This is a genomic window from Halomonas sp. SL18_1, assembly GCF_055755715.1.
In genome coordinates, this window is sequence record NZ_JBVTRK010000001.1 from 110,654 (window position 1) to 124,851 (window position 14,198).

At 68.6% G+C, this 14,198-nt stretch carries 8 protein-coding genes and 7 pseudogenes; 11 read left to right on the plus strand and 4 right to left on the minus strand.

Annotation, left to right across the window (positions count from 1 at the left end):
• Positions 1–18: 18 nt before the first annotated feature.
• Positions 19–1,148 (plus strand): annotated as a pseudogene (locus ACSJDS_RS00555) (anhydro-N-acetylmuramic acid kinase).
• A 182-nt stretch (positions 1,149–1,330) separates the two neighbouring features.
• Here ACSJDS_RS00555 and ACSJDS_RS00560 read toward each other — a convergent pair.
• Both ACSJDS_RS00560 and ACSJDS_RS00565 read right to left on the minus strand, forming a co-directional pair.
• Positions 1,331–2,474, minus strand: a pseudogene (locus ACSJDS_RS00560) (PilT/PilU family type 4a pilus ATPase).
• 31 nt (positions 2,475–2,505) lie between these two features.
• Positions 2,506–3,539 (minus strand): annotated as a pseudogene (locus tag ACSJDS_RS00565) (type IV pilus twitching motility protein PilT).
• A gap of 76 nt (positions 3,540–3,615) precedes the next feature.
• On the opposite strand from ACSJDS_RS00565, the pseudogene ACSJDS_RS00570 reads away from it, so the two are divergent.
• The 6 genes and pseudogenes from ACSJDS_RS00570 to ACSJDS_RS00595 all read left to right on the plus strand — a co-directional run bounded on the left by ACSJDS_RS00570 (position 3,616) and on the right by ACSJDS_RS00595 (position 8,210).
• Positions 3,616–4,319, plus strand: a pseudogene (locus tag ACSJDS_RS00570) (YggS family pyridoxal phosphate-dependent enzyme).
• Between the two features lie 59 nt (positions 4,320–4,378).
• Positions 4,379–5,202 (plus strand): annotated as a pseudogene (proC, locus tag ACSJDS_RS00575) (pyrroline-5-carboxylate reductase).
• A 48-nt stretch (positions 5,203–5,250) separates the two neighbouring features.
• Entirely contained in the window at positions 5,251–5,844 is a 594-nt protein-coding gene (locus tag ACSJDS_RS00580; RefSeq protein WP_473031675.1) for a YggT family protein, read from the plus strand.
• A 47-nt stretch (positions 5,845–5,891) separates the two neighbouring features.
• Positions 5,892–7,049: a homoserine O-succinyltransferase MetX gene (gene metX / locus ACSJDS_RS00585; RefSeq protein ID WP_473031676.1), complete on the plus strand. Its 1,158-nt coding sequence runs from the start codon at positions 5,892–5,894 to the stop codon at positions 7,047–7,049.
• Positions 7,049–7,648, plus strand: a complete 600-nt coding sequence (gene metW, locus ACSJDS_RS00590) for a methionine biosynthesis protein MetW (protein WP_473031677.1) — start codon at positions 7,049–7,051, stop codon at positions 7,646–7,648. Before metX ends, metW begins: the two co-directional genes overlap by 1 nt.
• Before the next feature lie 103 nt (positions 7,649–7,751).
• Positions 7,752–8,210 carry a DUF4426 domain-containing protein gene (locus ACSJDS_RS00595; protein WP_473031678.1) on the plus strand — a complete coding sequence of 153 codons (459 nt, stop codon included), beginning with the start codon at positions 7,752–7,754 and terminating at the stop codon, positions 8,208–8,210.
• A gap of 36 nt (positions 8,211–8,246) precedes the next feature.
• Here ACSJDS_RS00595 and sfsA read toward each other — a convergent pair.
• Both sfsA and ACSJDS_RS00605 read right to left on the minus strand, forming a co-directional pair.
• Positions 8,247–8,989, minus strand: a pseudogene (gene sfsA, locus ACSJDS_RS00600) (DNA/RNA nuclease SfsA).
• Positions 8,990–9,018: 29 nt separating this feature from the next.
• Positions 9,019–10,177: pseudogene (locus tag ACSJDS_RS00605) on the minus strand (pyridoxal phosphate-dependent aminotransferase).
• A gap of 281 nt (positions 10,178–10,458) precedes the next feature.
• Here ACSJDS_RS00605 and dksA point away from each other — a divergent pair.
• From dksA to ACSJDS_RS00625, 4 genes are all read left to right on the plus strand, one after another.
• Positions 10,459–10,896 carry an RNA polymerase-binding protein DksA gene (dksA, locus tag ACSJDS_RS00610; RefSeq protein ID WP_238978710.1) on the plus strand — a complete coding sequence of 146 codons (438 nt, stop codon included), beginning with the start codon at positions 10,459–10,461 and terminating at the stop codon, positions 10,894–10,896.
• An 81-nt stretch (positions 10,897–10,977) separates the two neighbouring features.
• Positions 10,978–11,889 carry a tRNA glutamyl-Q(34) synthetase GluQRS gene (gene gluQRS / locus ACSJDS_RS00615; protein WP_473031679.1) on the plus strand — a complete coding sequence of 304 codons (912 nt, stop codon included), beginning with the start codon at positions 10,978–10,980 and terminating at the stop codon, positions 11,887–11,889.
• A gap of 13 nt (positions 11,890–11,902) precedes the next feature.
• On the plus strand, positions 11,903–12,079 hold the full coding sequence (locus ACSJDS_RS00620; RefSeq protein ID WP_167119311.1) for a hypothetical protein: 177 nt from the start codon (positions 11,903–11,905) through the stop codon (positions 12,077–12,079).
• Entirely contained in the window at positions 12,069–14,198 is a 2,130-nt protein-coding gene (locus ACSJDS_RS00625; protein ID WP_473031680.1) for an SLC5/6 family protein, read from the plus strand. Before ACSJDS_RS00620 ends, ACSJDS_RS00625 begins: the two co-directional genes overlap by 11 nt.

Sequence of the window (14,198 nt, forward strand, 5' to 3'; positions counted from 1 at the left end):
TCACGGGAGATAAAGCGCATGTCACTGTTCATTGGCCTGATGTCCGGCACCAGCCTGGACGGCATCGACGCCGCCCTGGTCCAGGTCGTATCGACAGGCCAGGCAAGGCTGCTGGCCAGCCACGCCGAACCCATGCCGGAGACGCTACGCCAGCAGCTGCTGACACTGTGCCAGGCCGAGCATGTCGACTTTGCCGTCCTGGCCGCCGCCGAAGATGCCTTCTGCCGTCTGCAGGCCAAGGCGGTGACGCGGCTGCTCGACGCCAGCGACTCGCGGCCCGAGGCCATTGCCGCCATCGGCAGCCACGGCCAGACCATCGAACATGCCCCTTGGGGACACGCTGGCGGCCCCGCCTATACCCTGCAGCTGGACAACCCGAGCCTGCTCGCGGAGCTGACCGGCTGCCGGGTGGTGGCCGATTTTCGGCGCCGCGACCTGGCCGCCGGCGGGCAGGCCGCCCCCTGGCACCCGCCTTTCACGAAGCGCTGTTCCGCCACCAGGGCGCGTGGCGGCTGGTACTCAACCTGGGCGGTTTCGCCAACCTGACACTCCTGCCGCCGGCCGACCACGACGCCGAGGTGACCGGCTTCGATACCGGCCCGGCCAATGTGCTGCTGGACGCCTGGCACGCCCGTCACTGCGGCGGGCGCTTCGATGCCAACGGCGCCTGGGCGGCCTCGGGGCAGGTGGACGAGGCCCTGCTAGAGCGACTGCTCGCCGAGCCCTTCTTCCATCGCCCGCCGCCGCGCAGCACCGGCCGCGAGGTCTTTCATCTCGACTGGCTGGCGCGCCAGCTAACCGGAAACGAAGCGCCCGCCGACGTCCAGGCCACCCTGGCGGAGCTGACCGCCACCAGCGTGGCACTGGGCGTGGAGATGGCACGCGAACGCTACGGAGCGCCGCGCCCGGCGGCCCTGATCCCCTGCGGCGGCGGCGCCCACAACCCCCACCTGCTGGATCGGCTGGCACGCCACCTGCCCGACACGCCGCTAATCGCCAGCGCCGACTGGGGCTGGCCCGCCGACTGGCTGGAGGCCGGCGCCTTCGCCTGGCTGGCGTGGCGGCGGCTCGCCGGCCTGCCCGGCAACCTGCCCGCGGTCACCGGCGCCGCCGGCCCCAGGGTGCTCGGCGGCGTCTACGCTCCCTAAAATTCGGTTCTTCGCAGACTGGCGTGAACAGGCTATGTGGGAGGGACGGTTCGACGCCTCGACTTCAGCTCGCGAAGTAGCGCGCAGCGCTACCCATGGAGCGCCTCCGGCGCCTTCGCCCGGCAGAGCCGGCCTCCCACCATCAAACCTGCCAAACATGTTCACGCTAAAGTGCGAAGAACCTAAAAGTCGTCCTCATCGCGCAGCGACAGCCGCTGCGCGCTGTCCTGCGCCTTGGCCAGGGCATCGCTGCCCTCGTCACCATACTTGATCATCATGCGCAGGTCGTTGGCGGAATCGGCATGCACCAGCGCCACTTCCTCGCTGATCTTCCCCGCCTTGAACAGCTCATAGAGCGCCTGATCGAAGGTCTGCATGCCGAGGTCACGGGAGCGGCTCATGACGTTCTTGATCTCCCCGACATCGCCCTTGCGCACCAGGTCGCCCACCAGCGGGGTGCGCAGCAGCACCTCGATGGCCGGGCAGCGACCGCCGTCCACGGTGGGCAGCAGCTGCTGGGCGACGATGGCATGCAGGTTCAGCGACAGGTCGAGCCAGATCTGCTCGTGGCGCTCATGGGGGAAGAAGTGAATGATCCGATCCAGCGCCTGGTTGGCATTGTTGGCGTGCAGGGTGGCCAGGCAAAGGTGGCCGGTCTCGGCAAAGGTCAGGGCGTGCTCCATGGTCTCGCGGGTGCGCACCTCGCCGATCAGGATCACGTCCGGCGCCTGCCGCAGGGTGTTCTTCAGCGCCACTTCGAAGGAGTCGGTATCGATTCCCACTTCCCGCTGGTTGATGATTGCCTTCTTGTGGGGATGGACATACTCGATGGGGTCCTCGACGCTGATGATATGGCCGCCGATGGTCTCGTTGCGCTGCTGGATCATCGACGCCAGGGTGGTCGACTTGCCGGTACCGGTGCCGCCTACCACGAATACCAGGCCCCGCTTGATGTTGGCCAGCTCACCCAGCACCGGCGGCAGCGACAGCTCCTCCAGGTGCGGGATGTCATAGGCGATGCGGCGGATCACCATGGCCATCTGGTTGCGCTGCTGGAAGGCGCTGACGCGAAAGCGCCCTCGCCCCGAGAGGCTCAAGGCGAAGTTCAGCTTCCCGCTCGCGGTGAAAGCGCTCCTTGAATCCCTCCGGCAGCGCCGCGTAGACCAGCTCCCGCACCTGCTCCACCGACAGCCGCTGGTCGCCCAGCGCGGTCAACTTGCCGGCCATCTTCAGCGTCGGCGGCGCTTGCACCGAGATCAACAGGTCCGAGGCTTCCTTCTGGGACATGATGCCCAGCAGCTGTTCCAGCCATTCGCGTGCGGTCATCTAGCGGCTCCCCTGGGTGATGGTCGGTTGCTTACGGCGTCAGCACACTCTTGGCACGCGCCTGGGCCTCTTCCCTGGCCACCACGTTGTCGCTGACCAGCTTGGCCAGGGAAGCATCCAGCGTCTGCATGCCCAGATTGCCGCTGGTCTGGATGGCGGAATAGATCTGCGCCACCTTGTCCTCGCGGATCAGGTTGCGCACCGCCGCGGTGGCGATCAGTATCTCGTGGGCGGCGACCCGGCCGCCCCCTGGCGCTTGAGCAGGGTCTGGGCGATCACCCCCTGCAGCGACTCCGAGAGCATCGAGCGCACCATAGCCTTCTCCTCGCCGGGGAAGACGTCGATGATCCGGTCGATGGTCTTGGCCGCCGAGGTGGTATGCAGGGTACCGAAGACCAGGTGGCCGGTCTCGGCGGCGGTCAGCGCCAGGCGAATGGTCTCCAGGTCACGGAGCTCGCCGACCAGGATCACGTCGGGGTCCTCGCGCAGCGCGCTGCGCAGTGCCGGGGCGAAGCCGTGGGTATCGCGGTGCACCTCGCGCTGGTTGATCAGGCAGCGCTTGCTGCGGTGTACGAACTCCACCGGATCCTCGATGGTCAGGATATGGTCGTATCGATGATCGTTGATGTAGTCGATCATCGCCGCCAGGGTGGTGCTCTTGCCCGAACCGGTGGGGCCGGTCACCAGCACCAGCCCCCGGGGCAGCAGGGAGAGGCGCCGGAAGACATCGCCGAGCCCCAAATCGTCCATCGTCAACACCTCGCTGGGGATGGTGCGAAACACCGCCCCGGCACCCCGGGCCTGATTGAAGGCGTTGACACGAAAGCGCGCCACCCCAGGCACCTCGAAGGAGAAGTCGGTCTCGAAGAACTCCTCGTAGTCGCGCCGCTGGCGATCTCCCATGATGTCGTAGATCAGCTTGCGGACTTCGCGGTCCTCCATGGCCGGCACGTTGAGCCGGCGAATATCGCCATCGACGCGGATCATCGGCGGCAGTCCCGCCGACAGATGCAGGTCAGAGGCGTTCTGCTTTGCCGAGAACGCCAGCAGTTCGGTAATATCCATGCACTTCCCCTGCTCCCAGATACGGTTTCACTTAGTATGACAGACCTTTCGACATGGCGAACTTCGTGTGGCTGAGATGACGGATCTCGTACTTCGCGACTCGCTGGCGGCCGCACGCCGACGGCTGGCCGAGGCCCTGGCGGCCGCCGGGCGGGCCGACGACGACGCACGCTTGCTGGCAGTCAGCAAGACCAAGCCGGCAGCGGCGATTCGCGAGGCGCGAAAGCTGGGCCAGCGGGACTTCGGCGAGAACTACCTCCAGGAGGCCCTCGACAAGCAGGCCGAGCTGGCCGACCTGACGGATATCGTGTGGCATTTCATCGGCCCACTGCAATCCAACAAGACCCGCGCCGTCGCCGAGCATTTTGCCTGGGTACACAGCCTCGACCGTGAGAAGATCGCCCGGCGCCTCAACGATCAGCGCCCGGCCGACATGGCACCGCTCAACGTCTGCCTGCAGGTCAATATCAGCAACGAGGCGAGCAAGTCGGGCGTCACCCTCGACACGCTGCCGGCGCTGGCCGAGGCGGTGCTGGCGCTGCCATCGCTGCGCCTGCGCGGACTGATGGCGATCCCTGCGCCGGCCGACGACCTGGCGACTCAGCGGCGGCCCTATGCCCGGCTGCGCGAGGCCCAGGAGGCGCTGCGCGCACGGTTCCCGGGGCGCCGCTGGACACCCTGTCGATGGGCATGAGCGGCGACCTGGAAGCCGCCATCCTGGAGGGCGCCACCCTGGTGCGGCTGGGCACGGCCATCTTCGGCGAACGCTCGCCTCGATGACGGCACCTACGCGTCGGCCGCCGGCCGGCGTGATTCACAGCAGAGAAAGGACAGATCGCATGGCCAGCAGAGTCACCTTCATCGGCGCCGGCAACATGGCCAGCGCCATCATCGGCGGAATGATCGACAACGGCCATCCGGCCACCGCCATCACCGCCACCTCGCCCAGCGACGCCTTCCTGGCGCCGATCCATGAGCGCTACGGCATTCGCACCAACACCGACAACGCCTCTGCCGTACAAGGTGCCGACGTGGTGGTGCTGGCGGTCAAGCCGCAGGTGATGCGCGAGGTCTGCGAGAGCCTGCGCGACACCCTGCAGCGTCTGCGCCCGCTGATCGTCTCGGTGGCCGCCGGCATCGATGCCGAGACGCTGAACCAGTGGTTGGGCGGCGGCCTGCCGCTGATCCGCTGCATGCCTAACACCCCTCGCTGGTGGGCGCCGGCGCCTGCGGCCTGTTCGCCAACGCCGACGTCAGCGATGAGCAGCGCGCCGAGGCTACCCGGCTGCTCGAGGCCGTGGGCCTGGTCGAGTGGGTCAAGGAGGAGGCGCTGCTCGACGCGGTCACCGCCGTCTCCGGCAGCGCCCCCGCCTATTTCTTCCTGATGTTCGAAGCCATGGAAGAGGCCGGCGTCCAGCAGGGGCTGCCCGCCGACACCGCCCGGCGCCTGGCCCTGCAGACGGCGCTGGGGGCGGCACGCATGGCGCAGCTCAGCGATCAGCCACCGGCCCAACTCAAGCGCAACGTGATGTCGCCCGGCGGCACCACCGAGCGTGCCATCGAGCACCTCGAGCAGGCCGGGCTGCGCGACATCATGCGTGACGCCATGGACGCCTGCGCCGCCCGCGCCCGAGAGATGGCCGAGGAATTCGGCACGCGTTAGGCTTTTTCCGAAAAGTCGGCAAGCTTTTTTCGAACAAGGAGAGGCCCCATGGGCAATCAGCTGGGAAATGCCGGTCTGCTGCTGATCAACACCCTGATTAATATCTACATCTTCATGATGATGCTGCGCTTTCTGCTGCAGGCGTCGGGCGCGGACTACTACAACCCCATCAGCCAATCGGTGGTCAAGATCACCCAGCCGGTGGTGCGTCCCTTCCAGGGCTTCCTCGGCCCGGTGATGGGGCGCTTCGATATGGCGACCCTGGCCGCCGCCTTCGTGCTAAAGGCGGTGAGCATCGTGGTGATTCTGCAGATCGCCGGCTTCGGCATGCCGCCGGTGGCGGGCATCGCCATCGGCGCGGTGGCGGCCATCGCCAATGCCATCCTCAAGATCTACTTCTTCGCGCTGATCGTGATGATCATCTTGAGCTGGGTGGCGCCCAACGCCAGCCACCCCGGGGCGCTGCTGATCATGCAGCTGGTGGAACCGATCATGGCCCCGGTGCGCAAGGTCATCCCGCCGCTGGGCATGATCGACCTGTCACCGATCGTGGTTTTCATCGCCATCAGCATCATCGATGGTATCGTGGTTGGCTCCCTGACCCGGGCCGCCGGCATCTCTGGCGCACTGGTCGGCCTGTAACGCCCGGGCCCACGCCGCACCCGCACGACTGGACACCGAATAACACAATGCCCGAGCTTCCCCGCGATTCGGTCGGCCTGGTGACGCCCCAGACGGCGCACTTCGACGACCCCCTGGATCTGGCCTGCGGCAAGACGCTGCCGGCCTACGACCTCGTCTACGAGACCTATGGCACCCTCAACGCCGAGCGCAGCAATGCGGTGCTGATCTGCCATGCCCTGTCGGGGCACCATCATGCCGCCGGCTACCACGACGCCGACGAGCGCAAGCCGGGCTGGTGGGACGCCCATATCGGCCCAGGCAAGTCGATCGACACCAACCGCTTCTTCGTGGTCTCGCTGAACAACCTGGGCGGCTGCCACGGCAGCACCGGCCCGATCAGCGAGAATCGCGACACCGGCCGGCTGTGGGGGCCGGAGTTCCCCATGGTGACGGTGGGCGATTGGGTGCACAGCCAGGCCCGCCTGGCCGACCGCCTGGGCATCGAGCGTTTCGCCGCGGTGATCGGTGGCAGCCTGGGCGGCATGCAGGTGCTGCAGTGGACGCTGAGCTACCCCGAGCGTATCGCCAATGCGGTGGTGATCGCCGCCACGCCCAAGCTCTCGGCGCAGAACATCGCCTTCAACGAGGTCGCTCGCCAGGCCATTCGCTCGGACCCGGAGTTCCATGACGGCTGGTACCTCGAGCATGGCACGGCGCCGCGCCGCGGCCTCAAGCTGGCGCGCATGGTGGGCCATATCACCTACCTCTCGGAAGACGCCATGGGCAGCAAGTTCGGTCGCGACCTGCGCAGCGAGGACCTCAACTTCGGCTACGGGGTGGAGTTCCAGGTGGAGTCCTACCTGCGCTACCAGGGCGACACCTTCTCCAACTCCTTCGATGCCAACACCTATCTGCTGATGACCAAGGCGCTCGACTACTTCGACCCCTCCGCGGCCCACGGCGGGGTGCTAGCCAAGGCGCTCGCCCCTTCGCGCTGCCCCTTCCTGGTGGTGAGCTTCACCAGCGACTGGCGCTTCCCGCCGTCGCGTTCCAAGGAACTGGTCGACGCCCTGGTGCGCGCCGGCAAGCCGGTCAGCTACGTCAACATCGACTCGCCCCACGGCCACGATGCCTTCCTGCTGCCCGAGCCGCGCTACCAGGCGGTGTTCGCCGCCTTCATGTCACGCGTGGCCCGGGAGCAGGGCCTGGAGGAAGCTGCCTGATGCGCGCCGACCTGAAACTGATTCACCGCTGGGTGCCGGACGGCGCCCATATCCTCGACCTGGCCTGCGGCGACGGCACCCTGCTGGCCTCGCTGGCCGAGCACAAGGCAGTCACCGGCTACGGGCTGGAGATCGACCCGGAGGGCATCACCGCCTGCGTCGGCAAGGGGGTCAACGTCATCGAACAGAACCTCGACGAGGGGCTCGCCAACTTCGAGGACGACACCTACGACCTGGTGGTGATGACCCAGGCGCTGCAGGCGCTGCGCCGGCCCGACCGCATGCTCGACGAGATGCTGCGGGTCGCCGACGAGTGCATCATCACCTTCCCCAACTTCGCCTATTGGCGCCACCGCGTGCATCTCGGCATCCGCGGCTACATGCCCGTTTCCAAGTCGCTGCCCCACGCCTGGTACGACACCCCCAACATTCACCTGTCGACCTTCAACGACTTTGAACACCTGTGCCGGGAAAAGGGTCTGATCATCACCGACCGCGCGGTGGGCATCCGCGACCACGAGGGGCACTGGACCTCGCGGCTGTGGCCCAACCTGTTCGGCGAGATCGCCATCTTTCGCGTCAGCCGACGGCAGGAGTGAGCCCACCGGCCTGTCAGGGCGCGCCGCCAAGGCGTTGTCCGAAAAGTCGGCGAGCGCAGCCGGCATTCAGGCAGCGCACAACACGATCAGGGGAGGAGCAAGCATGAATCACCAAACCCTTCTGGCCCGCCTGGCCACAGGCCTGGCGCTGCTGTGCCTGGCCCTGCCGCTCCAGGCCCAGCAGTACGAGCGGGTCGACAACTACCAGATCCACTACAGCGCCGTGAGCACCAGCTTTCTCACCGAGGAGGTCGCCGCCGAGCACAACATTCAGCGCAGCCCGGCCATGGCGGTACTCAACGTCAGCGTGCTCGAGGAGCTCGAGGACGGCTCCACCCGCCCGGTGAACGCCCAGGTCGACGGCCAGGTCGGCGACATCGGCGGCCAGGCTGCCTCACCGCTCTCCTTCCGCAGCCTCCGCGACGGCGACAGCATCTCGCAGATCGCCGTCTTCCGCATTCATGACGACGAGCCGATGCGTTTTGAACTGGACGTGCGCTACGACCGCAACCGGGAGCCGGCCAGCGTCAATTTTATCCAGCGCTTCTACATCAACCGCTGAACCCGCCGGAAGGTGCCTCGGGCGACGCTCGCCCGCTCAATCGACGCCGAGCGTCTGCGCCCGGCCCGCGAGCGACACCGGCAGCGCCCCGCCCAGGCGAATGGCGGTGGGCAACTCCCCGCGTCGCTCGATCACGCAGCCGTGGGCCAGCACCTCGACGCCCTCTCCCGCCACCTCGCGCAGCGTCGCCGCGTAGGCCGGGTCGAGGTGCGCCGCCGGGGCCACGTCACCGATACCGGTATGCGCCACGCAGAACAGCAGCACGGCGCGATCGCCACCGGCGGCCAGTGCCGCCAGGGCCTCCAGGTGCCGGCGGCCGCGCTCGCTGACCGCATCGGGAAAGTCGCCGTGCCCGTCGGCCTCCTTCAGCGTCACCTGCTTGACCTCCACGAAGGCCGTCCCCGCACCGGATCCTCCAGGCGAAAGTCGAGACGCGACGCCTTGCCGTCACCCAGCGCCACCTTCGTCTCCCGCTTGAGGGTGGTGTAGCCGGCGAGCCCGGGGACCCTGCCGGCGCACAGCGCCTCCTCGACGATGCGGTTGGTCCGTCCGGTGTGCACCGAGGCCAACGCCACGCTGCCATCGGGCTGGGGCAGCTCGATCAGTTCCCAGGTCCAGGCCAGCTTGCGCGCCGGGTTGTCACTGGGCGCGAGCCACACCCTGCATCCCGGCACATTGACCGCCCGCATGGAGCCGGTGTTGGGGCAGTGGGCGACGACATCGCGGCCGTCATCGAGGCGCACCTCGGCGAGAAAGCGCTTATAGCGCCGCCGCAGCACCCCGGGAGGAGCGTCGGGTACTCCATGGCCTAGAGGCGCGCCAGGAAGCGCTCGAGGCGTTCCACAGCCTCCTCGAGCCGGGCGATGCCGGTGGTGAAGGCGATGCGCACATGGCGCTCGCCACCGCTCAGGGCGAAGTCGATCCCGGGCGTGATCGCCACGTTCTCCTCCTCCAGAAGGCGCCGGCAGAAGGCCTGGCTGTCATGGCTGTAGCGGGAGATATCCAGCCACAGGTAGAAGGCCCCCTGGGGCGGCAGCGAAGGCGCCAGGTCGAGGCGCGCCAGCCTCGCCAGCAGGGCATCCCGACGCTGCCCCAGCTCGCGCCGCTGGGTCTCGAGCAGGGCCCGGCACTCCGGCGTGAAGGCGGCCAGCGCCGCATGCTGGGCCGGGGTGGACGCGGCCAGGAACACGTTCTGAGCCAGGCGCGTCAGCGGCTCCACCGCCGCCTCCGGCGCCAGCAGCCAGCCCAGCCGCCAGCCGGTCATGCCGAAATACTTGGAGAAGCTGTTGACCACGAAGGCGTCCGGGGTGATCGCCGCCACCGAGAGCGGCTCGAGGTCATAGCAGAGCCCCTGATAGATCTCGTCCACCAGCAGCTGGCCACCCTTCGCTGCCACCGTCTCGGCCACCGCGCCGAGCTGGCCCGCCTCGAGCATATGGCCGGTGGGGTTCGAGGGCGTGGCCAGCATGGCCAGGCGGGTGGCGTCGCGCCAATGGGCATCGACCAGCGCCGCATCCAGCTGCCAGCCGCTCTCGGGGCCCACCGGCACGGCGTCCACTTCGGCGCCGGCCAGGGCCATGAAGTGGCGGTTGCAGGGGTAGTTGGGATCGGCCATCAGCACCCGGTCGCCGGGGCCCGCCAGCAGCTGGCTGGCCAGCAGCAGCGCCCCGGAGGCGCCGGGGGTGACCAGGATGCGCCGCGGGTCGACCTCAGCGCCGAAGTGCTCGGCGTAGTGGCCGGCGATCGCCTCGCGCAGTGCCGGCAGCCCCGCCGCCGGCGTATAGCGAGTATGCCCTGCGGCCAGGGCCGCCTGGCCGGCGGCGACCACCGGCGCGGGGGTGGAAAATCGGGCTCGCCCACCTCCAGGTGGATCACATCGTGCCCCGCCGCCTCGCGAGCCTGGGCGGTCTCCAGCAGGCTCATCACACGAAAGGGGCCACCCGATCGACTCGCGCACTCCACGACATGGCGGACTCCTGTGCAAATTCCGATTTGGCGCGGTCCAAGCCGTGAGGCCGAAAGCCTGGGCGTGCCGCGTCGCTGAATGGCGCATTCTAGCGGCTTTGGCCGGCGGCGGGAAAATGCTATGCCGAACCGGCCCAAGGACGCTGGCAGCGCCAAGGAATGATGAGCGGCAGTATTGCAAACACTGCCATTTTCAGCTAAACAAGCATGCCTTTGGCGTGAGATACCTGACCCCATCATGGCGGGTATTGATCAGCAGTCACTCAAGTAATGAGGCAGTCCCATGCCAGTAGCAGACAAGAAGACGGAAGCGCCCAAGAAGTTCACCCCGTACGAGTCGGCGGCCGGTGAAGAGTACATGAACGAGCAGCAGCTGGAGCACTTCCGACAGATCCTGCTGGGCTGGAAACAGGAACTGATGGAGGAGGTGGACCGCACCGTGCGCCACCTCCAGGAAGAGGCGAACAACTACGCCGATCCGGCCGATCGCGCCACCCAGGAGGAGGGCTTCAGCCTGGAGCTGCGCACCCGGGACCGCGAGCGCAAGCTGCTCAAGAAGATCAACGAGACCCTCGAGAAGATCGACGAGGACGACTACGGGTTCTGCGAGGCCTGCGGCGTGGAGATCGGCATCCGCCGTCTCGAGGCCCGCCCCACGGCCACCCTATGCGTGGACTGCAAGACCCTGGCGGAACTCAAGGAAAAGCAGCTCGGCGGCTGAGCCGATGCGCTGCCGCTCCCCTCGCGACGGGCACCCCAGGGTGCCCGTTTGCATACCGGCCCAGTGCGACCGGAGTCGCCCATGAATCGCTACCGCGGCCGCTTCGCCCCCACGCCGTCCGGCCCTCTGCACGCCGGGTCGCTGATCGCCGCCCTGGCCAGCTACCTGGACGCCCGCCGGGCCGGCGGCGAGTGGCGGGTACGCATCGAGGACATCGACCCGCCGCGCTGCCCCGCCGGCGCCGCCGATGCCATCCTGCGGCAGCTCGAGGCATTCGGCCTGCACTGGGATGGGCCGGTGACCTGGCAGCACGGGCGCGACCCGGCCTACGGCGCCGCCCTCGAAGCGCTCATCGCCCGGGGGCTCGCCTATCCCTGTAGCTGCTCGCGCAAGCAGTGGCGCGAGTACCCCGTCTACCCCGGCTGGTGCCGAGAGGGCGTGCGCGAGCCCGGCAAGCCGGTGGCCTGGCGGCTGCGCAGCGACCTGGGCCTGCGGCCGGTGGTGTGGCAGGACCGGCTGTTCGGCGAGCAGCGCTTCGACCCCGCCGACCTGGGCGACGTGGTGCTCAAGCGCAAGGATGGCCTGTGGGCCTACCAGCTGGCGGTGGTGGTGGACGACGCCGAACAGGGTATCAGCGACGTGGTTCGCGGCTTCGACCTGCTCGACAACACCCCCTGGCAGCGCCAGCTGCAGCACGCCCTGGGCTATCCCGAGCCTCGCTACCTGCATCTGCCGCTGATCCTGGGAGCCGACGGCCAGAAGCTCTCCAAGCAGAACCTGGCGCCGCCGCTGCCCACCGACGACGACGCGGTTCGCCCGCTGCTGCACGCCGCCTTGCAGGCCCTGGATCAGGCGCCGCCCGAAGCGCTCGCCCGGGCCCCGGTGGCCGAACAGCTCGCCTGGGCCGTGGCCCACTGGGACGTGGCGCTCATTCACCCCGAGCCGGTCCGGCACACCCGCGACGACGATGCCACGGCATCGCCACCGGCCTGAGCGAGGCGCCCGCATGTACGTCTACCGCATCATGCTGTTCCTGGTCTTCGGCGGCTATCTGCTCTCGCCGCTGCTGATGAGCGGCTGGTCGAGCCCCGGCGTGGCCTGGTACCGCCCCTTCGTCATCTGGGGCGTGCTGATTGCCCTGACGCTGTGGCTGGAGCAGAAGAGGAAGCTCGATGAGCGCTAGCCTGGCCGGCGTCTTCGCCCTGGGCACCGGCTACCTGCTGGTGCTGTTCCTGTGCGCCCTGGCGGTGGAGCGCGGCTGGATCAGCCTGCGCATCACCCGCCACCCTGCCGTCTACACCCTGGCGCTGGGGGTCTATGCCAGCGCCTGGGCGATCTATGGCAGCCTGGAGCTGGCCGCCAGCGCCGGCTACGGCTACCTGGCCTACTACCTGGGGGTGGCCGGCGCCTTCCTGCTGGCGCCGGTGCTGCTGGTGCCCATCCAGCGCATGACCCGCACCTACCAGCTCACCTCGCTCTCCGACCTGTTCGCCTTCCGCTTCCGCTCGCGCTGGGTCGGCACCCTGATCACCGTGATCAGCCTGCTGGCGGTGCTGCCGCTGCTGGCCCTGCAGGTCCAGACCCTGGGCGACGCCATCTTCCTGATGACCGGCGGCGTGGCCTCGCCGGCGCTGCTGGCGCTGGCCTTCAGCGCCCTGATCGCACTGCTCGCCATGCTGTTCGGCGCCCGCCACAGCCGCCAGCATGCCCGCCACGACACCCTGCTGGCGGTGATCGCCTTCGGCTCGGTAGTCAAGCTCGGCGCCATGCTGACCCTGGGCGCCATCGCCCTGTTCGGGGTCTTCGACGGCCCCGCCGACCTGCAGGCCTGGCTCGACGGTCCCGGCCAGGCCTACCAGGCCGGCGTGGTGCAGCCCGATCCGGCCCACTGGCGCACCCTGCTGCTGCTGTTCTTCGCCGCGGCGCTGCTGATGCCGCATATCTTCCACATCACCTTCGCCGAAACCCTGTCGCGGCACACCCTGCTCCAGGCCAGCTGGTCGCTGCCGCTGTTCCTGCTGCTGATGGCACTGCCGGTGCCGCTGATCCTGTGGGCCGGCCAGTCCCTGGGCAGCGACGAGACGATCGGCGCCGCCTACCTGGCCTTCGGCCTCTCGGAGTCGCTGTGGGTCCGGGCGCTGGCCTTCATCGCCGGCCTGGCGGCCACCAGCGGCACCATGGTGATCATCGCCCTGGCGCTGTCGGGCATGATCCTCAACCACGTGCTGCTGGTGGCCCATCCGCCAGACGCTCAGCACAACCTCTATCGCTGGCTGCGCTGGCTGCGCCGGGCGCTGATCGCCGCGGTGATCCTCGGCGGCTGGCTGTTCTATCGCACCGTGGGGGTCCACCACGATCTCACCCCGCTGGGGCTGTCGGCCTTCGTCGGCATGGCCCAGTGCCTGCCGGGGCTGATGGCACTGCTCTACTGGCCGGGGGCCAACCGCAAGGGGATGGTCGCCGGCCTCTGCGTCGGCACCCTGATCTGGCTGGTCGGCATGTGGCTGCCGCTGCTCACCGGCATGACGCCCTGGATCGTGATCCCGCCGGGGCTGGAGGGGCTCGCCGGCGAGCCTGACTGGTACGTGGTGACCCTGGTGTCGCTGGCCGCCAACATCCTGGTCTTCATTCTGGTGTCGCTGGCCACCCACACCTCCGACGGCGAGCGCGCCGCCGCCGAGGCGTGCTCGGTGGACGCGGTGATCCGGCCCAAGCGGCTGCCGCTGGTGGCCACCACCGGCGCCGACTTCAAGCGCCACCTGGCCCCGGCCCTGGGCGAGGAGGTAGCCGAGCGCGAAGTGGAGCGCGCCCTGGCCGACCTGGGACTCTCGCCGCTGGACGGCCGCCCCTACGCGCTGCGCCGGCTGCGCGATCGCATCCAGGCCAACCTCTCGGGGCTGATGGGCCCCTCGGTGGCCCAGGACATCGTCGACCGCCAGCTGCCCTACCGGCGCGGCGGCCAGGAGCCCACCGACGATATCCAGTTCGTCGAGAACCGCCTGGAAGCCTACCGCTCGCGGCTCACCGGCCTGGCTCGGGAGCTCGACGGCCTGCGCCGTTACCACCGCCGCATTCTCACCCGGCTGCCGGTGGGGCTATGCGCCTTCGGCGTCGACGATGAGCTGCTGATGTGGAACGACGCCTTGGCCGAGCTCTCGGGCATCGACGGCACCAGCGTGATCGGGGCCCGGCGCGACGGCCTGCCCGCCCCTGGGGCGAGCTGCTCGGCCGAATGCTCGGCGAGCAGCACGACCACCTCTACAAGCAGCCGGTGGCGCTGGAAGGCGGCACCCGCTACCTGA

Coding starts and splice junctions, on each gene's coding strand:
- ACSJDS_RS00620 (WP_167119311.1), top strand. CDS start 11,903: ATGTACGTCTACCGCATCATGCTGTTCCTGGTCTTCGGCGGCTATCTG.
- dksA (WP_238978710.1), top strand. CDS start 10,459: ATGCCAGTAGCAGACAAGAAGACGGAAGCGCCCAAGAAGTTCACCCCG.
- ACSJDS_RS00625 (WP_473031680.1), top strand. CDS start 12,069: ATGAGCGCTAGCCTGGCCGGCGTCTTCGCCCTGGGCACCGGCTACCTG.
- metW (WP_473031677.1), top strand. CDS start 7,049: ATGCGCGCCGACCTGAAACTGATTCACCGCTGGGTGCCGGACGGCGCC.
- ACSJDS_RS00580 (WP_473031675.1), top strand. CDS start 5,251: ATGGGCAATCAGCTGGGAAATGCCGGTCTGCTGCTGATCAACACCCTG.
- gluQRS (WP_473031679.1), top strand. CDS start 10,978: ATGAATCGCTACCGCGGCCGCTTCGCCCCCACGCCGTCCGGCCCTCTG.
- ACSJDS_RS00595 (WP_473031678.1), top strand. CDS start 7,752: ATGAATCACCAAACCCTTCTGGCCCGCCTGGCCACAGGCCTGGCGCTG.
- metX (WP_473031676.1), top strand. CDS start 5,892: ATGCCCGAGCTTCCCCGCGATTCGGTCGGCCTGGTGACGCCCCAGACG.